Below are 19,117 nucleotides of genomic sequence, written 5' to 3' on the forward strand. Positions count from 1 at the left end.
CGGCCCCTGACCTGCACATCTACCAGGCCGGTTGATGGCGTCAACCGGCCCTGGTTGACGCCCGACAGGCCCGTCAACCACTTCCGGAAAGGGGCGCCCGACCGCCGACTGCGCGGCAGGACGCCCCTTCACCTTGCGCGGATTGCTACCGTATAGCTACACCCCGTGATCTAAGCGGACAGCAGTCGAAGGGGGCACCGACCGTGCCGAGCTACTACTGCGGGAAGTGTGGCACCACCTCGCGCGCCTACCTGACCGCCGCCGGCGCGCACCAGCACGGCGCCGACCACCGAACCCGCGCCCACGGCGGAGACCACCCGGACGGCGAGTGCCTGGTGGCGAACGCCCCCTTCATGCCGCGGGCGGGTGAGGACTGGCGGCTCATCCTTGCGATGGTCGCGCTGCTCGCCCTCGCAGGCTTCTGCAGCCGCTTCATCAGCTGAGCCCCACGAGCATCCGGGCGGCCGCGCTCCCGCCGCCCGGGACACGCCGAAGGGCCGCACACCGCTCGATGGATGTGCGGCCCTTCGGTGCGTCCCAGGTTGGGCAGTGCGCGGTGCCGGCGCCGCGTCAGAGCAGCTTGAGTGGGATGTCGGGCCAGGGGCCTCCTCAAGGCTGCCGCTGCGGACCTTGGCGACGTGCTCGCGGGAGTACCCCGGCGGGCACCCTGCCCCGGGGTCAGCCAGCGAGCTTCGAGCGCAGCGTCCTGGTCTTCCGACGGCGTCCGCCGGGGACGCCGTGCTCCTTGGCGATGACGCGGATGGTTTCCTCGGTCCACGGGACGGCGGGGACCTCGGCCATCTCCGAGTTGGAGATCATCGCCGCCCTGAGGTCGTCGGCGACGGCCCCGCGGGCGGCCTTGCGCAGGGTCTCCTCGTTGCCGACCGAGTCGGCCCACGCCTTGAGTGCGGCGGCCAGGGCGGGGCTGGGCTTGTATGCCGGGCGCTCGGAGGCATTGGCGGCGTTGGCGCGGATCAGGTCGCCGACGCCGTACTCGTTCGCGATGCCGTGGACCGTCGCGGGCGTCCACGGGACGTGCTCGGCGATCTCGGCGACGGGGACGCGGGCCTCGCGGAGGTCGTCGGCGACGGCCTTGCGGGCGGCATGGCGCAGCTCGGCTTCCTTGTCGACGGATTTGGCCCATGCCTCGAGTGCGCCGGTCAGGGCGGCGCTGGGCTCGTACGGCGGGGCGGCGGGGGCGTGATCAGTCGGCATGCCTGGAGTGTGCCACGAACCGGCTTGGTCAAACCCATCTTGGCATGCAGACTCGAAAAGACTTGCGAAAACTAATTTGGGAAACTTGGGTTAGCCAAATGGATTTGAGGAAATGATGGAGGTGTAACCACTCCACACCGCCCAACCGAGAGGCCCCCAATGACCGACCGCACCGACCGCGCGAGCTACGCCGAGCACCTGGCCGCGCACTCCCCGCTCGCGAAGGCCTCCCTCCTCCTCGGCGAGACCGTCGCCGCGGTCGACGCCCAGCGCGCCCTGGACGACGCCGAGGCCGAGATCGACGCCGCGTACGCGGACATGCCGAACACCCACTTCTTCGGCGACACCGACGAGATGCGCAGCGCCCTCGGGCGGCGCAGCGACATCCGTGACGGCGACGTCCTGGTGATGCCCGGCCAGGGCGTCATCGTCGTCCTGGCCGGTGCCCGGATGATCCCCGTCACCGAGGAGCGCGGCGGCCTGGACCTCCCGGCCCACCCGGTCGACGTCCACCGGTACGGCCGGGGCCTGGACCGCGCGGTCGACGTCGCCCGCGAGTACCGCTTCGAGCTCGACGGCCCCCAGGCCGACCTGAACGTCAAGGCGAGGGAAGCGGCCGAGCAGGAGGAGGACGCGGCCTCCACCGGCCGGTACCTAGTCATGATCGGCTCCGAGGAGCACTGGCCGAGCTTCCACGACTACGGCCGGGCCCTCCGGCACGCGGCCAGCTACGGCCTCACCGCCAGTGCGATCCGGGACACGGCCCCGGCTGCGCACCCGGCCCTGAGCCACACCAAGGCCCTGATGGCCTCGCCCATGCCCGAGCCGCACTGGACCCCGGCCGGCGGGCGCCGCGGCGAATCCGTTCTCGACGTGCTCGCCGACGCCTTCGCCAACCGGGTGGAGCCGACCATGACCATCGTCGACGTCGAGCTGGCCCCGAACCACTGGCGGCTCGCGCTCCAGCGGCCGGAGTCGGCCCCGGCCGCGCTCGGCAGCGCCCCCAAGTGGACCGACCACCCCGACGTCATCGCCGCCCGCCACGCGCTGGAACCCCTGCTCCCCGCCCTCGTCGCCGACGACTACGACCCGGACGACGCCCCGCTCGACATGCGGGGCTACATGGTCGAGCCCCGCGACGAGGGCACGGTCCGCGTCTACTGGATCGCAGACGGCCGCCCGATCAGCGCCCGGGACAGCGCGATGAACGACAGCCGCCTGTCGCTCATCGCGGACAAGCTCATCGGAGCCGGCTGGGAGACCGCTCGCAGCGGCCCCTGCATCTACGCGGTCCGGTCCAGCCGCGAGGCGACCGACCTCGGCACCAGTCGCTGACCGACCCGCCCGACCGGCCGCCGGGCGCCCGCCCGGTGGCCCGCCCCTTACCCACCAGGAGAGAGCCGTGTACGAGATCACCCTGCCCGCCCTGCCCGGCCGCACCTTCACCGCGAAGGACGGCGCCGAGCTCCGGAGCCTGGTCTGGGCCGTCGCCCGCGCCCAGGGCAAGCCCATCGGCAGCGACGGCGAGGACCGCGAGATGGTCCGCGAGATCGGCGACCTCCGCTCCCGAGCCGACATCGAGGGCGTCGGCGTGCTCGACGTCCACGACGTCACCGTGCGGGTCATGAGCACCGCCGCCGGCGACTGGGAGTGCGAGGGTCACGAGGACCTGTACGTCGGCCTCGGCGAGACCAGCTACTGCGACGGCGGCTGCGTGCCCCGCCCGCTGTTCAACCGCCGCGCCGCCCTCGACCTGGCCGCGGCCCTCCCCGCCTGACCGGCCGCCAGCACCCGGCCGCCGCGCGCACCGCGCGGCGGCCCGCGGCCCAGAGGGCCGGACTGACGAGACCCGGAGCCCCGCCCCCGACCGCCGGGGGCGGGGCTCCGTCGTACTCGGGCGAGAGTCCTTTGCCAATTCTTTGCCAAATCAACTTGGGAAAACTTGGTTAGTCAAATCGACTTCCGGAAATGATGGTGAGTAGCAACACCAACCACCCCAACCGACCAGAGAGCGAGGGCCCCGACATGGCCAGCACCGAGACCAAGCCCACGGCCCCCGCTCAGGACCAGCAGCGCTGCATCAAGTGCCACCGGATCCTGCGCAACGCGAGCCCGGACGGGCTCGGCCCCAAGTGCAGGGGCAAGGTCCGCAAGGCCACCAAGGCGCCCACGATGTCCAACTTCAAGCCGCACCTGGTCGAGAAGGCCGTCGAGCTGCTGGAGCAGGGCGCGGTCCAGCCCCTCCGCAAGAGCAGCAAGAACGAGATCTTCCTCGTGGTCAGCGAGGACGGCAGCCAGACCTACCGGACCGCCCGGGCCGCCTGCACCTGCAAGGCCGGTCTGCGCGGCCAGCACATGTGCAAGCACCGCATCGCGGTGATCGCCCTGACCACCCAGACCACCACCGAGGGCCAGAGCGCCCCGATCGCCCTGGGCATCGCGGCCTGACCCCCACTCGCCCCCCGGCCGACCGGGCGGGGCGGGAATCCCGCCCGGCCGGCCACCCCCACCAGGACAGGAGAACCATGTTCGTCGAGGTCGTGAACCACGCGGGTGGCTCCATCCCCGGCATCGCCGCCGAGGCCCACGCCCTGATGCTCCTGCGGCGCGCCCGCCAGCAGGACGCCGCGATCGAGGCCACCCCGGAGGGCGGCGCCCGGATCACCTGGTCCCGCCCGGCCAACGGCGGCGCGGTCGCGATCCGCTCGATCGACCTGACCCCGGCCGCGGCCCCCGAGTCGCTGGATGCGACGGTCCTGCCGTACCTGGCGATCGTCGCCACGGGCGACGCCTGGCTGGAGGGCGGCCCGGCCGGCCCGGCGATCCACACCTTCATGAACTCCGTCAGCCCCGGCGCGACCGGACGCCTGTTGGCCCGCGGCCTGGTCGCCGAGTACGGCGCGCACCGGAAGGTCCGCCTCACGCTCGCCGGCGGGCTCGGCCTGGTCGCCGCCGCGCACTACGCCGAGGCGGTCGGCGCCGCCGCCCGCTGCACCTGCGGCCACGTGGACGAGCGCGGTGACCAGCGGGCCGCCCGCCTCGCCGCCCGCGCGCACGTCCGCGAGCAGGCCGCCCGGTTCGTCGACCGCCTCGCGCCCGCCTTCGTCACCGCGCTCACCGCCGCCGCCCGCTGACCGACCACCACGCCTTCCCAGACCCCAGAGAACGGAGCACCACGATGACCCCGCGACTGAACCTGACGGCCCTCCAGGGCACCGGTTACGACGCCCGCGCGATCCACCTCGCGGACGGCCACCGGCTGTCGATCGCCGCCGGCCCCCGCGCGGGCTGCCTGCCCGCCCCCGGCGAGGACGGCACGCCCGACGACTACACGGGCCCGTTCAGCCACCTGGAGGTCTACCTCTTCCCCGGCCTGGACGCCCCGGCCGACGACGCCTGGCAGGCCGAGGTCGACACGGTGGTGCTGGAAACCCCGTGCTTCGCCCTGAAGGCCGAGGGCCGCCTGTTCCTCACCGTCCCGGTCGACGCCGTCCGCGCCATCATCGCGGCCCACGGCGGCGAGCACCCGGACCAGGACTGACCACCCGGGCATGGGGCGGACAGCGTCCGCCCCATGCCCGGACGCCCCCTCAGCCGACCCTCGGCCACCCCACCTGACCAGCCCGGACACCGTCCGGACAACAGAAGGAGACCACGATGACCACCATCCCGACCACCGCCCCGATGACCAACGCCGACTCGGCCGCCTACGCCCTGGCCGCCTACGCCGCCGACCTGGAGGCCCGCCGGGCCTACGTCGACATGTGGATGAACGGCTCCCGGGGCTGTCCGCTCACCCGCTACACCCGGACCTCCTTCAGGCTCGCCGACCGCCTGGCCATCGAGGCGAAGAAGCCGACCGCGCGCCAGGAGTGGTTCCTCTCCGAGTGCGAGGACTGCGGCTGCGAGATCGACGTCAACCGCGACGGCGACCGCACCATGTGCGACTGCACCGTCGCGGCCTGACCACCACCGACCCCGGCGAGGGGCCCGCCCCGGCCCCTCGCCCCACCCCCGGAAAGGGGAAGCCCATGACCGTCCTGATCGTCCTCGCCCTGGCCGCCGCCGCAGCCTGGGCCTGGCGCCGGTACGGCACCAGCGGCCGGACCGGCGCCGGAGCCTCGGCCGCAGCCCGCGCCCGCGAACTGCGCACCGTCTGGGTGCGCCTGGCCTCTGCGGCCGGCGTCCAGACCGAGGCCGGACGGCAAGCCGCTCGGTGGGAGGCCGGAGCCGACGGCGAGCGCCGCACTGCGGCCCGCCTCGCCCCGCTCACCCGCGAAGGCTGGATCCTGCGGCACGACCGGGCGCTGCCCACCGGCCGTGCCAACGTCGATCACCTGGTCATCAGCCCGTCCGGCAGGGTGTTCGTCCCGGACACGAAGCGCTGGTCGCGGCGCTACCCGCTGACTGTGCGTGGCGGACGGCTATTCCATGGTGACCGCGACGTCACCAGCCGGCTCGCCGGGCTCCGCCACGAGGCCCGCACGGTCGGCCAGGTCCTCGGGGTCCCGGTCACCCCACTCGCCGTCATCGACGGCGCCCCGCTGGTCGGCGCGACCGGCCAGCCCGTGCGCGAGCTCACAGTCGACGGCGTGCGCATCGTCCCGGCCGAGCGGATCGCCGACGTCCTGCGGGTCTCCGGCAGCCTGCCCGGCCAGCGCTCGGCCGCCCACCTCGCCAAGGCCGCCGACAGGGCTCTCAAGCCCTACACCAGCCGCTGAATAGGAGAAGGCCCACCATGCACCCCGACACGAAGTTCAAGCGGAACCACGTCCTTACCCCCCGGTTTTACGCGCCCACCGGCTACACCGGGGCCGGGTTCAAGGAGTCGCCGTTCACCGACGACTCCCACTCGGTGGGCTACCTGACCGGCCGTGAGGCGGACCTGCGAGTCGGCCTTGCGGCGAAGAACGGCCAGCGGATCGTCCCGGGCCTGACGGGCGCCTTGACGATCCACAGCAAGCGCCGCCCCGGCAGCTTCGTGCGCCTCGACCCGGTCGTCCATGCCAAGCGGCTGACCGAGCGCCAGTACGACGACCTGCGGCTGATCGCCGCGCACGAGCACCACGCCCGGGTCGTTCGCGACGAGGCCGGGCACCCGGAGCAGATCATCGCCGGGATGTGGGCCATCCCGAGGGTGCAGACCGCGATCCTCCTGGACCGCGGCTGGCTGGCCGAGCAGCCCCACACCGACCTCGTGTGGATCTCCACGGCCGGACGGATGGCGATGGCCTACCGGGAGGTGACGGCCGAGGGCCTGGACCGGCGCCTCCTCAAGGGCCTGTACCTGGACGCGGCGCTGACGGCCGCCGCCCGGGCCCGGCTCGTCCAGAACCAGGAGCTCGCCCGCCGACTCCAGGCCGAGCTGTCTGCCTGACCCCCCACGGCGCCCGGGCAACCGGCCCGGGCGCCCCGGACCACCACCAGCAAGGAGCCATCAGCCATGACCACCTACCTCGCCCTCGGCCCCTGCGCCCCCCGCTGCATCGCCCCGCGCGGCGAGCACGTCCCCGACGAGCGCTGCACCCCGGCCGCCGCGATGCGCAAGGGCGACACTGTCTCCGCCGGCGCCCCGTCGATCCTGCTCGCCGACCCGACCCCGGACCCGGAGAACGAGGGCTGGGTGATCCTCGCCTTCGACACCTGCGAGCCGCGCTCTTACCCGGCCGGCGAGGTGTTCCAGATCCGCCGCCCGGCCCCGCAGCGCCTCGCACCCGCTCTGCCCGAGGGCACCCGCCGGTTCCGCGTCCACTCGGCCGACGGCGGCCCGGCCGTCGACTGCCACCTGTGGCCCTGCGGCAAGCTCACGATGGACATGTTCGGCCAGCGCCTGCGCTCCGGCTTCTCCCTCGACGAGATGTTGGAGAGGAACTGGGAGAACGCCCGGATTGAGTGGGAGCCCGAGGGCCCCGCCCCGCAGGACCAACCGCTCCCGCCGACCGGCCCGCTGGCGCTCTTCGACGTGTCCGAACACACGGACACCGGGCGTCCGGACGGTGTCCGAATCACGGGGTGACGGCCGCGTGACCGGCGCCTGGGCGGACACCCGGGCGCCGGGCGGCAGGACAGTGTCCGGATATGCCTGACCTGCGAGAACGGGCGCAGCGCGGACAGTGTCCGGCGGCCCGAGATCCACCGCGATCCCCTGGCGATCACCCGGTACCCCAGGGGGTTTCTGACGTTGGACATAGTGCCTACCCACTATCACGAGAGGAAGACGAGATGACCGCCCAGCCTCCCAAGCGCCCGACCGTGGCCCTCGCCCGCGTCCTGCGCACCCTCGGCCTGACCCAGGGGAAGGGCCGCGACTTCCGCATCGAGGGCGAGTACCGCAACAGCGAGCGCATCGGCACCTACGCGCTGCTCCTCACCCGCCACGCGCACGAGGTGGTAGCCGAGCACGCCGACGAGATCGAGAAGCTGACCGGCGAGGCCGGCTTCCCGTTCCGCGTCTCGGTGCGCTACTTCAACGGCAAGCCCCGGCCGTTCACCAACATCGAGAACCGCGGCGACCGCGTCCGCGAGACCCCGCCCGCCCCGGCCGAGCCGCACGAGGCGCCCGCCGCGCCCGCCGAGGCCGAGCCGGCGGTGCAGCCGGACCCGGAAGTCGGCCTCACCGCGACGGCCATCGCCGAGCGGCGCCAGGCGTACGCCCTCGACTGGTCGATCAGCCAGGCCGCCCTGATGGACGCGGCGGGCTCGGTGCGGCTCCTGTACGACAGCGGCGACCAGAACGTGCTGCGCCACTACGCGCGGCCCGGCGAGGTTGGACGGGTCGTCGAGGGTGACCGCGTGGCGCCTCTCGTGGCCGCCGGGTTCCTGGCCATCACCGAGCCGTACGGCCCCGGCAGCAAGCGCATCAGCACCACCGAGGACGGGCGGCACGCACTCCAGCTGTGGAGGCGCTGGCGGCCCGACCCGGCCTTGAAGGAACGCGCGGTGCTCCAGCCGCTCATCGGCGGCCAGGAGGAATCGGGCCGGAAGGCCGCTGCGGACCAGGAGGCCAAGGATCGGTTCGAGCGGCGACAGGCCGAAGCGCTCGACTGGACGAGCACCCAGGCCGACCTGATGCTCGCCGCGGCGGGTGGCCAACTCCGCCTCGACCCCGGCGACGTCCTGCGGCACATGCCCGAGCCCGGCCGCTCCGGCCGCCGCCTCGACCTGCGGCGCCTACGCCCGCTCATCCTGGCCGGGGTCCTCACCGTCGAGCCGACTGACGCGGCGGGCCGCAGGGCGGTCGCCCTGACCGCCGACGGCCTCCGGGCCGTGGAGGTATGGAAGCGCTGGCAGGCCAACAAGGAGCCCCGCCGCCCCTGGTACGAGGAGCTGATGCCGATCGTGCCGCTCCTCGGCGGCCACGAGAGCATCCGCCGGGCGCGCGAGCGCCGCGAAGAGGACGCCGCCCGCGACGCCGCCAGCCAGGCGGTCGCCGACGCCATGGACCGTCTGCTCACCTGGGAGGAGCGGCAGGCCCGCATGCGCGCGGCCTGGGTCAAGGTGGAGGGCATCCGCAACCCGGTCGCGCCGCGCCCGGCAGGCTGGGTGCCCACCGACGACGAAGCCGCCCGGCACGGCATCGCGTCGAGCGTCCTCGCCGAGCTCCGCGAGGACGCCGCCGACCCGCAGCCCAAGCCGACCCTGCCGAGCACCCGCGCGGAGATCCGGCCGGAGCGCGCCCCGCTCCCGGCCGTCCCCGGCGGCCCGACGCAGCTTGGCCTGTTCGACCTGATCGCAGCCTGAACCGCGCGGATGTCGTCGCCCTCCGCGACTCCGTGGCCGCCCCGGCCTGACCGGGAGTCGGCCCGCGACAGCGAAGCGCCCGCCACCACCCCGACCGAACCGGGGCGGAGGCGGGCGCTTCGCCGTGTCCGGGTCAGTCCCCGGACCGGGTGATGCGGACGTTGGAGAGCGGGCCGCTCTCAAGGACGTCGCCGCCGTGCGGCGGGGCGTAGCGGCCGGCCGCCGGAGCAGCGGGCCGGTCGGCCCGCGCGAGGTCCGCGCGGGCGTGGATGTTGTCGGTCTCGACCTTCGCGCGGCGGACCTCGCCCCAGGTGATGACCAGCTTCCAGAGGACGCCCGACGCGCCAGCGATCGCGCACGCCAGGACGAATGCGGTCGTGTCCGTCATGGACCTGAGCCTACGAGGAACGAGACCCGGGTCGAGGGCGGCGCGGCGGTCAGGCGCGGGCGGCCCTGGTGGCGCGGGTGTGGGAGTGCCCGGCGGCGATGTCGGCGACACGCTGCGCGGTGAGGCCGAGGCGCGAGCCGATCTCGCCGTTGGAGTGGGTGGCCTTGAGCTCCTGGAGGACGCTCCGGCGCTGCTCGCGCAGCCACCGCTGGAGCTGCGGCACCGCGTTGAGGGCTTCGCCGAGCTGGGCGGCGGTGTGCATCGTGGCGCCGCCGGCGACCAGGTCGGCGAGGACGGCGAACGGCTCGGGCGGGGGTGTGGTGGACGCCATGCGGTCAGCATAGTGGGCACCCACTATGCCCCAGGACGGCGGCGGGCCGGACGGTCGGGTGTACCGGTGCCGAGCTGTGAAAACTTGTGAAATCAATTTGGGAAAATTGGTTTGGAAAAACGGATTACCGGGGATGATGAAAGTAGAACAACAAGCCATCGACCAAGGAGCCAGCCGTGAACGCCACCACCGCCGCCGACGGCCTCGCCATCCTCGGCGCCCGCGCCTTCACCACCGCGGCCGACGCCCGCGCCCGCCTGAACGGCGCGCTCGGCGCGCACGGCGCCTACCTGCCCGGCCTGATGGACGAGGTGCTGACCGCCGAGGCGAAGGCCAAGCCGTGGGTCGCGATGAGCAAGCGGGCTGAGCGCCTGGGCATCCGCGAGGCCCTGGCCAAGACGCGACAGGAGGCCCTGGAGTCCCTGCTCGGCTGCGGCTTCTCCACCAGCACCAGCCTGGTGGTCAACGCGGCGAACCTGGCCGAGCTGGAGGGTCTGCGCCGCTTCCTGGCCGCCACGGAGAGCTTCGAGATCGACGCCGACTGACCCCGCGCGCCCATCGCGTAGTGGGTACCCACTAAGGTTCCGGCCGGGCAGCGTGCCCGGCCGGCCTCGTTCCAATCGAGAGGACAGAAGCATGCGCATGCGCCTTTCCCGCCACGCCCGGGTCGACGCCGCCACCGCCGCCGCGGTCCTCGTCGTGGCTGCCGCGCGCGGCACCTGGCGCCCGGCCGACGGTGGCCTGGCGGCCGTCGTCGGCCATGGCGGCTACGGCTGGACGGTCACCCTGGTCCCGGCGGGCACCGACCGGAAGGGCCGCGCGGTCCCGGCCCGGGTCCGCATCACCCACCGGCAGGGCCTCGGCGACGGCGAGGCTGTCGACATCCAGGCCACCGAGGAGCAGGCGGCCGCGATCGTCGCGAGCGCCGCGTCCGGCGAGCACCCCGCCTCCACGCGGGGCCTGCTGCCCGGCCAGTGGCGCGGCGGCCGGGTCGCCGAAAACGTGCTCTGACCTGCACTTTCTTCGCGTCACCCCGGTGCTCCAGGGTGGGTTCAGCGTTGAACATAGTGCCTACCCACTAAGCCCCAAGCCAGAGAGGCCAGCGCCATGACCGCCACCGCCACCCCCACCGTCACCACCGAGACCGCCGCCGCCGTGTTCACCGCCGCCGCGCGCGCCACCCACTGGACCCGGACGAACCTCGGGCTGCGCACCGAGGTCAACCACGGCGGCTACGGCTGGACGGTCGAGCTGCCCGCCGGCAACGAGCCCCACCGCGCCCGGATCGCCTTCCGTGACAGCTGGGGCAACGTCGAGCACCTGGACGTCCCGGCCACCTGGGGCCAGACCCTCCCGATCGTCGAGGCCGCGATGGCCGCCACCCGCGCGCTCTGACCGAGACCGCACCCCAGCCGGCCGGGCACCCGCCCGGCCGGCCCCACCCAGAGAGGACCCGAACCATGACCACGAGCACCACCGCCTTCCCGGCCGACCCCGACCAGCTCGGCGACGCCGTGGGCCGCATCGCCGGCTGGACCGCGAAGTGGCTGAACGAGCTGAACCCGAACCTGTCGCGGGAGATGCTGACCGAGCACTTCACCCGCGACCGCTCGGTGGACGCGATCGCCGCGGTCTACACGCGCGGCCTGGCCGGCGGCCTCACTCCCGCCGAGGCCGCCGCCGAGGCCGGGAAGATGCTCATCGAGACCTGGGCCAAGGCCGCCCTGGAGGCCCGCGACGAGTCCGCCGCGCGCGAGGCGGAGATCGACCGCCTGCTCGCCGAGGACGAGGCCGAGACCGAGGCCACCGGTGGCTGCCCGGCGTGCGACACCCAGGCGATCGAGATGTGCGTCGGCTGCGGGTCCTGCCGATGCGACCGGCACGACGACTGCGAGCGCCCCGCCTGACCTTGCCTCACCCCTGCGGCCCGGCCGACCGGCCGGGCCGCCCCCATGCCCGGAAGGAGCCCGAGATGAGCACCCAGACCACCACCGCGGCCGACGTGATGCGCGCCGCCCTCGCCGAGTACGGCATCGGCGGCGAGGCCGCCCAGTACGGCGTCGACGTCGACGGCGACGTGGGCAACACCTGGCTCCACGTGTACGGCCTGAACGGCGGCTACGCGGCGATCTACGTGGACCTCTCGGGCGTCGAGGGTGAGGACCTGCCGGACGCCTCCGTGGAGCTGCCGATCGGCGAGCTGGCCGGCGGCACCTGGACGGTCGTGGTGGTCGGCACCACGTACGAGGAGAGCCGCGCCCTGTCCGTCCCGGTCGAGAGCGGCGCGGCCGAGTGCGCCGAGCTGATCGCGGACTGGATGACGGCCCCGAAGAAGGAGGCCCCGCAGGCGGCCTGATCCCCCAGCGGCACCCGCGGCCCGGCCGACCGGCCGGGCCGTTCCCATCCCCGGAAGGAGCGAGCGTGAGCACCCTGACCGACCTGGTGGACGACGAGGAGACCGTGGCCGACGCGATGCGGGCCGCCCTCGCCGAGTATGGGATCGCGGCCGAGGAGCGGTGGAGCGACGAGGGCGGCTGGCTGGTCGTGGATGGCCCGGCCGACGCCTACGCGGTGCTGACCGTCGACACCTCGGAGATCGAGGCAGAGGGGCTGCCGCGGTCGTGCGTCGGGCTCCCGGCCGGCGAGCTGGCGGGCGGCGAGTGGGTCATGACGATCTGCGACCGGCCCGGCTGGGGCGAGCGGTTCGTGCTGGCCGTGCCGGTGTGGGACGAGTACGGCTGCGCGGAGCGCGTGGCGGACTGGCTGACGGCCCCGAAGGCGGCCTGACCTGCGAAAACTCGGAAACCAACTTGGTCAAATTGGTTTGGCCAAGTGGATTTCTGGAAATGATGAAGGTAGATCAACAAGCCACCCAAGCAAGGAGAGCCCAGTGCGCTACGAGACCGAGACCATGTCCTACGCCCTGTACCTCGGCGCGAACGGCGCCTGGCACGTCCGCGAGGCCAGCGAGGGCGGCGACCTGGTCACCGCCTGGTACGACGGCCGCGACGAGATGGCCGACTTCGTCGACAGCGCGCAGTCCGCGCTCCGCGAGACGGGCGCCCCGGCCGGCATCGAGGTCGGCTTCTGTGAGATCCCCGGCGTCGGCACCGGCTTCTTCCTGGTGGCCGCCCAGACCGGCAGCGACAGCGACGAGCCGGCCACCGACCCGGCCTGGGACACCAAGCTCCAGGCGGCGGCCACCGCGCTCGCCCTCACCACCTTCCGGCCCGCGTCCTGGATCGACGCCCCGATCGAGCTCTGACCAACCCACCCGGCCCCGCAAGGGGCCGGGCCCCCTGCCCCACCCACCGAGAGGACCCCCGTGACCGGCGCCGCGACCCCCGACCTGACCGCGACCGACTTCGACCTGGACGACCTGCTCACCCACGCCGCGCACCTGCTCGGCCCCGCCTGGGGGCGCAGCATGCCCGGCGACACCCAGCCGGCCGTCTGGCAGCACGACGGCCTGGTCGTCGAGTTCGACGGCATCCCCGGCGACGACCCGGACGAGGACGTGCTCGTCCTGGCCTCGGCGACCGGCGACGACTACGCCCGCCGGACGCTGTGCCCCGAGGAGGACGAGACCCTGGCCGGCTTCGGCGAGCGGGTCGCCGCCGCGGTCCGCGAGGTCTGCGCCGAGCTCGGCCCCTCCCCGCTCGGCCCCGGCCACGGGCAGAGCGCCCTGTTCTGACCCGCCCACAGCCCGACCAAGGCCCGGCCGCCCTGCCGGGCCCACCCCAACCACCGAGAGGAACGCCGTGACCGCCACCGCCCCCGCCAGCCTCGACCGGCGCGCGACCGCCTTCGACATCGACGACCTGGCCGAGTTCGTCGCCAGCCTGCTCGGCCCCGGCTGGGAGCACGGCCCGCAGGACGTCCACACGGCCGTCTGGCTCGGCGACCTGGTCGTGTTCTTCGAGGACGCCCCCGAGTGCGAGCCCGACTTCGTGCGGGACGCCCTCGGCGACCGGCCCTGCGAGGACGTGCTCGTGCTGACCGCGATGCTCGGCACCGACTGGGACCACCGCACGGTCAGCCCGGAGCGCAGCGACGACCTGGCGGCCGTCGGCGCGGCGGTCGCCGCCGCGGTCCGCGAGCTCCGCGCCCAGCTGACCAACTGACCCGCCACCGGCCCGGCCCCGACCGGGGCCGGGCCGACCCACGCCCAGAGAGGAAGACGTCATGGAGAGCACCTGGAAGGCCCGCGCGCTGTGCTGGTGCGGGACATCGGTCCCCGACGAGGACGACGCCCGCCAGGGCCACCAGAACGCCTGGCACACCGACGCGAAGCCCGCCGTGTACGCCATCGCCGGCCCCGGCGCCGCCGCCCCGTCCGAGCCGGAGCAGCAGGAGCAGCCGGTGCAGGCCGAGCCGGACCTGACGATCACGCACACCCGCGCGCAGGGAACCCTGCTGGAGGGCAGCCGTAAGGGCGACGGCGTCTGGGAGATCGTGCGCCCGATCGGCTTCCGCTCGTCCCGCACGGTCGGCCTGTACCTGCCACGCTCGCGCGACCGGCGCGCCGACACCTGGCGGATCGGCCGGGCCAAGGACGCTCTGGAGGCCGCCGGCTTCACCGTCGCCGTCGAGATCGACGAGTACGAGCGCCGCTCGTTCGCCGAGGCCGAGGCCGACCGCACCGAGCGGGCCGAGGAGCGCGCCGAGCGCTTCGACGACCGCGCGGGCCGGGCGCTCGCCGCGTCCGACGCCCGCCACGAGGCGGCCCGATCGATCATGCGGCACATCCCGTTCGGGCAGCCGATCCTCGTCGGCCACCACAGCCAGCGCCGCGCCGAGAAGGACGCCGAGCGGATCGACGGCCACATGCGGAAGTCGATCGCCGAGGGCAAGCGCGCCCAGCACTGGGCGGCCCGCGCGGAGGCCGCCGGGCACTACGAGGAGCACCGCAAGAACCCGGGGACGACCCTGCGCCGGATCGAGAAGCTGGAGGCCGAGAAGCGGACATACGAGCGCCGTCAGGCGCAGGCCGTCGCCCGGGCGTCCAAGGCGGTCGACGGCGAGCTCGACCCCGAGGTGCTGGTCGACGCGCTCGCGGCGAACGACCTGGAGCTGCTGGACCTGTGCGACGAGCTCGGATACTGGCGGGCGATCGTCGCCAAGGCCGAGGCCGAGGGCTTCAAGGTCTGGGGCCCGGCAGACTTCGTGCCCGGCGACTACGCCCTGTACTGCGGCGACTGGCACCAGGTGGCCCGGGTCAATGCGAAGAGCCTCAGCATCGCCTGGAACCTGCGGGCCAGCGGCCGAGTGGTCACCCTGGAGGCCGCCCAGCAGATGGGCCGCCACGGGACGCACGTGGCGGACTACACGAAGGTCAAGGCCCGGTGCCCGGAGACGGCGATGCGGGCATTCCTGGATGCCGGGAAGATCCCGGGGACGAAGTCGGCCGCGGCGGCGTCGGCGGATTCGCCGGCGAGCGCCCTGCGGGAGGCGGAGGCCGCGAAGCCGAAGGCGCCGAAGAAGCGGGCCGACCCGAAGATCCCGAAGCGGGTCAAGGTCGAGTGCCGGTGGGACGCGACGGAGGCCCTGGTGACCTGGCTGGACGGCCGCGGCAAGCCGCACCCGGGCCACCCGCCGGTGAAGGTCGAGGCCCTGGCCGGGACGAAGTACGCGGGGTCGGTGCACTCGGACGAGCTGCGGGTGCAGGTGGCCGAGCTGGTGGCCGGGCTGGGGCTTAGGTACCGGGGGAGCTGGAGCGGCGGCCCGGGCGCCGGGATCGTCTGCGCGGTCGAGCCGGTCCCGGCGGCGGAGCCCGAGCAGCCGGCGGCCGAACCGGACGCCGCCCCGGCGCCCGCCGCCGAGCCGGAGCCCGAGCCAGAGAAGGCCGCTGACCTGCGGATTTGCGGGAGCTTCTTTGCTCAAATTGGTTTGGACAAGTTGACTTCCGGAAATGATGGTGGCGTAACCACTCACCACCCCACCAGGAAGGCCGGCGCCATGCCCAACGCCACCGCCCCCCGCTTCGCGGATTGGTTCAAGGCCCTGCTCGACCAGAACCGGCCGCTCGCCATGACCCCCGAGGAGTTCGAGCAGCGCGCGCACCGCGGCTACATCTCGTACGAGCTCGGCGGCACCGACGGCCACTACGCGCCCGAGCCGCTGGACGCCTGGGTGGCGGGCTTCCGCGCGGACCCCGTCGGCGCCCTCTACTGGGGCAATGACCAGCGCACCGAGCTGGCCCCCTACGCGAACGCCTATGCGGCGGCCGTCGGCGCCGCCCAGCCGGCCCCGGCCGCCCGGCCCGGCGAGGGCCGCGACGACCTGATCCCGCTGCACTGCTCGCGCTGCGACGAGAGCGGCCCGCTGCGCGTCCGGGAGCGGGGCGACTTCGGCTGCGACAACTGCGGGAAGCCGGTGAACATGTCGGCCCTGGTTTTGCCCCCGGGCGGAGACTGGGCGGTCCGGGCCGACGGCCTGCTCTGCCGCGTGCCCGCCGGCGAACCCGTCCCGGCCGAGCCGGTCGCGGAGGCCTCGCCGGAGCCGGCCGAGGAGCCCGCCGTCGAGCCCGCGCCCGAGCTGGAGGTGGCCTCTGACCTGCGGATTTGCGGAAACTTCGTTGCTCAAATTGGTTTGGACAAATTTACTTCCGGAAATGATGATGGTGTAACTAACCATCACCCCACCAGGAAGGCCCGCGCCATGACCGCCACTCCTGCCGCCAAGGCGACCGCCAAGCCCCGCGCCGCGAAGAAGGCCGCCGCGCCCGCCGAGCCGGCGGCGAAGAAGGCGACCGCCATCAAGCCGCGCACCGCGAAGAAGAACGCCGCCAAGGCCAAGGTCATCGAGCCCACCAAGGTCCAGACGAGCAGCGAGGTGAAGACCGCGACAAGCGTCGCCACCAAGGCCCCGGCGCTCGACGTGCGCGAGATGCACAAGCTCATCCCAATCGAGCAGATCGAGGTCGACGAGACTCAGCCCCGCGAGGAGTTCGACCCGGTCAAGCTCCAGGAACTCGCCGACTCGATGAAGGAGATCGGCCAGCTCCAGTCGATCACCATCCGCAGGGTCGGCCTCCGGCGCTACAAGATCGTCGTGGGCGAGCGGCGGTGGCGCGCGGCCAAGATCGCCGGTCTGACCGAGATGAAGACCATCGTCCGGACCGGCGGCGAAGCCGAGGCGGGCAGGACCCTGGCCGAGCAGGTCGCCGAGAACGCGGCCCGTGCCGACATGACCCCCATGGAGGAGGCGAAGGGCTTCAAGCGCCTCGTCGACGAATACGGCTACGAGCTCGCCCAGGTTGCCAAGATGGTCGGCAAGTCCCCCCAGTACGTGGGCTGGCGGATCGACCTCCTCAAGCTCAGCGCCGCCGCCCAGGACGCCCTCTCCAAGGGGCACCTGCCGGTCGGCCTCTCCTGGTACGTCGCCCAGCTCAGCACCTACAACCAGGCCCGGTTCCTGGCCAAGTGGACGCGCGACGAGTTCAAGACCGTGCGCGACGCCGAGGCGTTCGCCCAGGCCGCCCGCACCGAGGAGGCCAGGCAGGAGCAGCAGGGCAGCTTCTTCGTCCTCGCCGACGCGGACCCGCGGCCCGCGAAGGACAAGCAGGAGGAACTGCTGCCCGGCGCACACCTCCCGGAGAGCGAGCGCGAGCGCATCCAGAACGACCGCAAGAAGCTGGTCGGCAAGGTCGACAGCCTGAGCAGCGGCGGCCAGATCCTCGCCGACCTCGCCGCGGCCGCCCCGGAGGAGCTGGCCCTGCTGCTCGCCGGCACCCCCGGCGGAGTCGCCGGCTACTCGCTGCGCCTCAAGCACCTGGCCGACGTCATCTCCAAGGCCCAGGCCAACCTGCGGAAGGCCGAGGCCATCGCCGCGGTCCGCGAGGGCAGCACCATCCAGATCAACCCGGAGCTCGCCGCCGCCTGACCTTCGCATAGTGGGTACCCACTATGACCACCCCGGGGCGCACCCCGACCGAACCGCGGTGCGCCCCACCCCACCGCCAACCGAGAGAGCGGAAGCCCATGCGATTCCCCAGCAGCGTCCTCGCGGTCCTCACCGACCCGCGCACCGAGATCCGCGACGACCGGGTGCGCGTCCCCTTCTCCATCGACCGGAACGGGTACGAGGAACTGGACAGGGTGCTCAAGGAGATGGGTGGCCGGTGGAACGGCGCGAGCACCGTCCACGCGCACGTCTTCCCGTACCGGATCGAGGAGCACATGCGGCAGTGCCTGGCGGCCGGCGAGTTCCCGACCCGAACCGAGCAGGGATGGTTCCCGACCCCGCCGAGCCTGGCCATGCAGGTCTGCGACCTGGCCGGGGCCTGGGTCGGGGCGACCGTCCTGGAGCCCTCGGCCGGATCGGGCGCGCTGACCACCGAACTCGCCAGGCGCGGCGCCGTGGTCGACGCCGTCGAGATCGACCCCGTGCGCGCGAACGTCCTCCGGCAGCAGGGCGACTGCCGGATGGTCATCGGCGGGGACTTCCTCGACGTCGACCCGATGGACTACCCGGAGGGCTTCGACCGGATCGTGATGAACCCGCCCTTCGCCAAGGGCCTCGACCACATCAAGCACGCGATCGCGTTCATGAAGGACGACGGGATCCTAGTCTCCGTCATGAGTCAGGGCCTGATGTGGTGGACCGACCGGGCCTCGGTCGAGTTCCGTGCGATGGTCGAAGAGGTCGGCGGCGAGATCGAGGCCCTGCCGGACGACAGCTTCAAGGTCTGCGGGACCGGCGTCCGGACCTGCCTGGTGTTCCTCCCGGGCTACGCGGGCGGCCCGCTGCGCACCTACGACTGGCTGATGCGCCAGCCGGTCCAGCTCGGCCTGTTCGGCATCGCCGCGTAAGCCCCTGAACTGCGACTTTGTCGCGATCCCCCCGGGCCCCACCCGAAACCACAAGGCGTCTCAGGCGCTGGCCATAGTGGCTACCCACTATGGCCAGCACTGCGAGCCACGAAAGGCCCCAAGATGACCCCCCACCACCAGCAGCAGCGGAAGGAACCGCCCAGCATGACTCTCACCCTCGCGACCTGCACCTACCAGGAGTACCGGCCCACCATGGGCCTGCCCGTGCGGACCACCGTCGGAGGAGCCCGGTTCTTCACCGAGCCGATCGCCGGCCACGCGCAGGCCATCACCCCGAGCCGGGACCTGGTCGACGCGGCCCGCTCCGGCCTGCCGGCCGACGCCTACGAGCTCCAGTACCGGCGCCAGCTCAACGCGGTCGGCCTCGACGCGATCCGCGCCGAGCTGGAGTTCATCGCCCGTCGGAACGCGGCCGGAGACACGCCGCTCGTGCTGCTCTGCTTCGACGTCCTGAGCAAGCCGAACAACTGGTGCCACCGTTCGCAGTTCGCCCGCTTCTGGGGGGAGCAGACGGGCGAGGTGATCCCCGAGCTGGGCTCCCAGCCGCGGCCGACGGTGCAGGCGCCGCCCACCCTGTTCGACCTGTGACCGACCGGCTGGGCCAGGGCG

26 protein-coding genes are annotated in these 19,117 nt (G+C 73.1%); 23 read left to right on the forward strand and 3 right to left on the reverse strand.

Features of this window, described 5'->3' with window-relative positions; all coding sequences use genetic code 11:
* Window positions 1-203 precede the first annotated feature (203 nt).
* Window positions 204-443 carry a hypothetical protein gene (locus ACFVU7_RS04910; RefSeq protein WP_388044345.1) on the forward strand — a complete coding sequence of 80 codons (240 nt, stop codon included), beginning with the start codon at window positions 204-206 and terminating at the stop codon, window positions 441-443.
* 235 nt (window positions 444-678) lie between these two features.
* Here the strand turns inward: ACFVU7_RS04910 and ACFVU7_RS04915 are convergent, their stop codons facing one another.
* Entirely contained in the window at window positions 679-1,215 is a 537-nt protein-coding gene (locus tag ACFVU7_RS04915) for a hypothetical protein (RefSeq protein ID WP_388044346.1), read from the reverse strand.
* A gap of 159 nt (window positions 1,216-1,374) precedes the next feature.
* Here ACFVU7_RS04915 and ACFVU7_RS04920 point away from each other — a divergent pair, with 159 nt between their 5' ends.
* The 10 genes from ACFVU7_RS04920 to ACFVU7_RS04965 all read left to right on the forward strand — a co-directional run bounded on the left by ACFVU7_RS04920 (window position 1,375) and on the right by ACFVU7_RS04965 (window position 8,955).
* Window positions 1,375-2,550 (forward strand): hypothetical protein, encoded by a 1,176-nt coding sequence (locus tag ACFVU7_RS04920; protein ID WP_388044348.1) that lies wholly within the window; start codon window positions 1,375-1,377, stop codon window positions 2,548-2,550.
* A gap of 67 nt (window positions 2,551-2,617) precedes the next feature.
* Complete coding sequence (locus ACFVU7_RS04925; RefSeq protein WP_388044349.1) at window positions 2,618-2,992, forward strand: hypothetical protein; 375 nt, start codon at window positions 2,618-2,620, stop codon at window positions 2,990-2,992.
* A gap of 191 nt (window positions 2,993-3,183) precedes the next feature.
* Entirely contained in the window at window positions 3,184-3,663 is a 480-nt protein-coding gene (locus ACFVU7_RS04930; protein WP_388044350.1) for an SWIM zinc finger family protein, read from the forward strand.
* Between the two features lie 77 nt (window positions 3,664-3,740).
* On the forward strand, window positions 3,741-4,349 hold the full coding sequence (locus tag ACFVU7_RS04935; protein ID WP_388044352.1) for a hypothetical protein: 609 nt from the start codon (window positions 3,741-3,743) through the stop codon (window positions 4,347-4,349).
* A gap of 44 nt (window positions 4,350-4,393) precedes the next feature.
* Window positions 4,394-4,756, forward strand: a complete 363-nt coding sequence (locus ACFVU7_RS04940) for a hypothetical protein (protein ID WP_388044354.1) — start codon at window positions 4,394-4,396, stop codon at window positions 4,754-4,756.
* Between the two features lie 116 nt (window positions 4,757-4,872).
* Window positions 4,873-5,181 (forward strand): hypothetical protein, encoded by a 309-nt coding sequence (locus ACFVU7_RS04945; RefSeq protein WP_388044355.1) that lies wholly within the window; start codon window positions 4,873-4,875, stop codon window positions 5,179-5,181.
* Between the two features lie 65 nt (window positions 5,182-5,246).
* Window positions 5,247-5,936 carry a nuclease-related domain-containing protein gene (locus ACFVU7_RS04950; RefSeq protein ID WP_388044356.1) on the forward strand — a complete coding sequence of 230 codons (690 nt, stop codon included), beginning with the start codon at window positions 5,247-5,249 and terminating at the stop codon, window positions 5,934-5,936.
* A gap of 17 nt (window positions 5,937-5,953) precedes the next feature.
* Window positions 5,954-6,592 carry a hypothetical protein gene (locus ACFVU7_RS04955; RefSeq protein ID WP_388044358.1) on the forward strand — a complete coding sequence of 213 codons (639 nt, stop codon included), beginning with the start codon at window positions 5,954-5,956 and terminating at the stop codon, window positions 6,590-6,592.
* Window positions 6,593-6,658: 66 nt separating this feature from the next.
* Window positions 6,659-7,231, forward strand: a complete 573-nt coding sequence (locus ACFVU7_RS04960; RefSeq protein ID WP_388044359.1) for a hypothetical protein — start codon at window positions 6,659-6,661, stop codon at window positions 7,229-7,231.
* A gap of 206 nt (window positions 7,232-7,437) precedes the next feature.
* Window positions 7,438-8,955, forward strand: a complete 1,518-nt coding sequence (locus tag ACFVU7_RS04965) for a hypothetical protein (protein ID WP_388044360.1) — start codon at window positions 7,438-7,440, stop codon at window positions 8,953-8,955.
* A 133-nt stretch (window positions 8,956-9,088) separates the two neighbouring features.
* Here the strand turns inward: ACFVU7_RS04965 and ACFVU7_RS04970 are convergent, their stop codons facing one another.
* Complete coding sequence (locus ACFVU7_RS04970) at window positions 9,089-9,343, reverse strand: hypothetical protein (protein WP_388044361.1); 255 nt, start codon at window positions 9,341-9,343, stop codon at window positions 9,089-9,091.
* A gap of 49 nt (window positions 9,344-9,392) precedes the next feature.
* Window positions 9,393-9,674 carry a sigma-70 family RNA polymerase sigma factor gene (locus tag ACFVU7_RS04975; RefSeq protein ID WP_388044362.1) on the reverse strand — a complete coding sequence of 94 codons (282 nt, stop codon included), beginning with the start codon at window positions 9,672-9,674 and terminating at the stop codon, window positions 9,393-9,395.
* A gap of 176 nt (window positions 9,675-9,850) precedes the next feature.
* On the opposite strand from ACFVU7_RS04975, the gene ACFVU7_RS04980 reads away from it, so the two are divergent.
* The 12 genes from ACFVU7_RS04980 to ACFVU7_RS05035 all read left to right on the forward strand — a co-directional run bounded on the left by ACFVU7_RS04980 (window position 9,851) and on the right by ACFVU7_RS05035 (window position 19,096).
* Window positions 9,851-10,219 (forward strand): hypothetical protein, encoded by a 369-nt coding sequence (locus ACFVU7_RS04980; protein ID WP_388044363.1) that lies wholly within the window; start codon window positions 9,851-9,853, stop codon window positions 10,217-10,219.
* Window positions 10,220-10,310: 91 nt separating this feature from the next.
* Window positions 10,311-10,685 (forward strand): hypothetical protein, encoded by a 375-nt coding sequence (locus ACFVU7_RS04985; protein ID WP_388044364.1) that lies wholly within the window; start codon window positions 10,311-10,313, stop codon window positions 10,683-10,685.
* Between the two features lie 96 nt (window positions 10,686-10,781).
* A complete protein-coding gene (locus tag ACFVU7_RS04990; RefSeq protein WP_388044365.1) occupies window positions 10,782-11,069 on the forward strand; it encodes a hypothetical protein in 288 nt (95 codons plus the stop codon).
* A gap of 65 nt (window positions 11,070-11,134) precedes the next feature.
* A complete protein-coding gene (locus ACFVU7_RS04995; RefSeq protein ID WP_388044366.1) occupies window positions 11,135-11,581 on the forward strand; it encodes a hypothetical protein in 447 nt (148 codons plus the stop codon).
* A 65-nt stretch (window positions 11,582-11,646) separates the two neighbouring features.
* The gene (locus ACFVU7_RS05000; RefSeq protein WP_388044367.1) at window positions 11,647-12,030 is read left to right on the forward strand and encodes a hypothetical protein; all 384 of its coding nucleotides are present in this window, start codon (window positions 11,647-11,649) and stop codon (window positions 12,028-12,030) included.
* 65 nt (window positions 12,031-12,095) lie between these two features.
* Window positions 12,096-12,461, forward strand: coding sequence for a hypothetical protein (locus ACFVU7_RS05005; protein WP_388044368.1), 366 nt, complete (start codon window positions 12,096-12,098; stop codon window positions 12,459-12,461).
* Window positions 12,462-12,564: 103 nt separating this feature from the next.
* Complete coding sequence (locus ACFVU7_RS05010; RefSeq protein ID WP_388044369.1) at window positions 12,565-12,939, forward strand: hypothetical protein; 375 nt, start codon at window positions 12,565-12,567, stop codon at window positions 12,937-12,939.
* A gap of 60 nt (window positions 12,940-12,999) precedes the next feature.
* Window positions 13,000-13,368 (forward strand): hypothetical protein, encoded by a 369-nt coding sequence (locus ACFVU7_RS05015; protein ID WP_388044370.1) that lies wholly within the window; start codon window positions 13,000-13,002, stop codon window positions 13,366-13,368.
* A 67-nt stretch (window positions 13,369-13,435) separates the two neighbouring features.
* The gene (locus ACFVU7_RS05020; RefSeq protein WP_388044371.1) at window positions 13,436-13,798 is read left to right on the forward strand and encodes a hypothetical protein; all 363 of its coding nucleotides are present in this window, start codon (window positions 13,436-13,438) and stop codon (window positions 13,796-13,798) included.
* Window positions 13,799-13,859: 61 nt separating this feature from the next.
* Window positions 13,860-17,558, forward strand: a complete 3,699-nt coding sequence (locus ACFVU7_RS05025; RefSeq protein WP_388044373.1) for a ParB/RepB/Spo0J family partition protein — start codon at window positions 13,860-13,862, stop codon at window positions 17,556-17,558.
* Between the two features lie 98 nt (window positions 17,559-17,656).
* Window positions 17,657-18,487 (forward strand): class I SAM-dependent methyltransferase, encoded by an 831-nt coding sequence (locus tag ACFVU7_RS05030; RefSeq protein WP_388044375.1) that lies wholly within the window; start codon window positions 17,657-17,659, stop codon window positions 18,485-18,487.
* Window positions 18,488-18,652: 165 nt separating this feature from the next.
* The gene (locus tag ACFVU7_RS05035) at window positions 18,653-19,096 is read left to right on the forward strand and encodes a hypothetical protein (protein ID WP_388044376.1); all 444 of its coding nucleotides are present in this window, start codon (window positions 18,653-18,655) and stop codon (window positions 19,094-19,096) included.
* The last annotated feature ends 21 nt before the right edge of the window (window positions 19,097-19,117 follow it).

The organism is Kitasatospora sp. NPDC058046, assembly GCF_042885595.1.
GTDB lineage: Bacteria > Actinomycetota > Actinomycetes > Streptomycetales > Streptomycetaceae > Kitasatospora.

Bases quoted from the DNA above. Each gene is read 5' to 3' on its own strand.
- ACFVU7_RS05035 (WP_388044376.1), top strand. From the start codon at position 18,653: ATGACTCTCACCCTCGCGACCTGCACCTACCAGGAGTACCGGCCCACC.
- ACFVU7_RS04975 (WP_388044362.1), bottom strand. From the start codon at position 9,674: ATGGCGTCCACCACACCCCCGCCCGAGCCGTTCGCCGTCCTCGCCGAC.
- ACFVU7_RS04945 (WP_388044355.1), top strand. From the start codon at position 4,873: ATGACCACCATCCCGACCACCGCCCCGATGACCAACGCCGACTCGGCC.
- ACFVU7_RS04920 (WP_388044348.1), top strand. From the start codon at position 1,375: ATGACCGACCGCACCGACCGCGCGAGCTACGCCGAGCACCTGGCCGCG.
- ACFVU7_RS04965 (WP_388044360.1), top strand. From the start codon at position 7,438: ATGACCGCCCAGCCTCCCAAGCGCCCGACCGTGGCCCTCGCCCGCGTC.
- ACFVU7_RS04955 (WP_388044358.1), top strand. From the start codon at position 5,954: ATGCACCCCGACACGAAGTTCAAGCGGAACCACGTCCTTACCCCCCGG.
- ACFVU7_RS04985 (WP_388044364.1), top strand. From the start codon at position 10,311: ATGCGCATGCGCCTTTCCCGCCACGCCCGGGTCGACGCCGCCACCGCC.
- ACFVU7_RS04950 (WP_388044356.1), top strand. From the start codon at position 5,247: ATGACCGTCCTGATCGTCCTCGCCCTGGCCGCCGCCGCAGCCTGGGCC.
- ACFVU7_RS04915 (WP_388044346.1), bottom strand. From the start codon at position 1,215: ATGCCGACTGATCACGCCCCCGCCGCCCCGCCGTACGAGCCCAGCGCC.
- ACFVU7_RS04960 (WP_388044359.1), top strand. From the start codon at position 6,659: ATGACCACCTACCTCGCCCTCGGCCCCTGCGCCCCCCGCTGCATCGCC.
- ACFVU7_RS04970 (WP_388044361.1), bottom strand. From the start codon at position 9,343: ATGACGGACACGACCGCATTCGTCCTGGCGTGCGCGATCGCTGGCGCG.
- ACFVU7_RS04990 (WP_388044365.1), top strand. From the start codon at position 10,782: ATGACCGCCACCGCCACCCCCACCGTCACCACCGAGACCGCCGCCGCC.
- ACFVU7_RS04935 (WP_388044352.1), top strand. From the start codon at position 3,741: ATGTTCGTCGAGGTCGTGAACCACGCGGGTGGCTCCATCCCCGGCATC.
- ACFVU7_RS05025 (WP_388044373.1), top strand. From the start codon at position 13,860: ATGGAGAGCACCTGGAAGGCCCGCGCGCTGTGCTGGTGCGGGACATCG.
- ACFVU7_RS04930 (WP_388044350.1), top strand. From the start codon at position 3,184: ATGATGGTGAGTAGCAACACCAACCACCCCAACCGACCAGAGAGCGAG.
- ACFVU7_RS05030 (WP_388044375.1), top strand. From the start codon at position 17,657: ATGCGATTCCCCAGCAGCGTCCTCGCGGTCCTCACCGACCCGCGCACC.
- ACFVU7_RS04995 (WP_388044366.1), top strand. From the start codon at position 11,135: ATGACCACGAGCACCACCGCCTTCCCGGCCGACCCCGACCAGCTCGGC.
- ACFVU7_RS05000 (WP_388044367.1), top strand. From the start codon at position 11,647: ATGAGCACCCAGACCACCACCGCGGCCGACGTGATGCGCGCCGCCCTC.
- ACFVU7_RS04940 (WP_388044354.1), top strand. From the start codon at position 4,394: ATGACCCCGCGACTGAACCTGACGGCCCTCCAGGGCACCGGTTACGAC.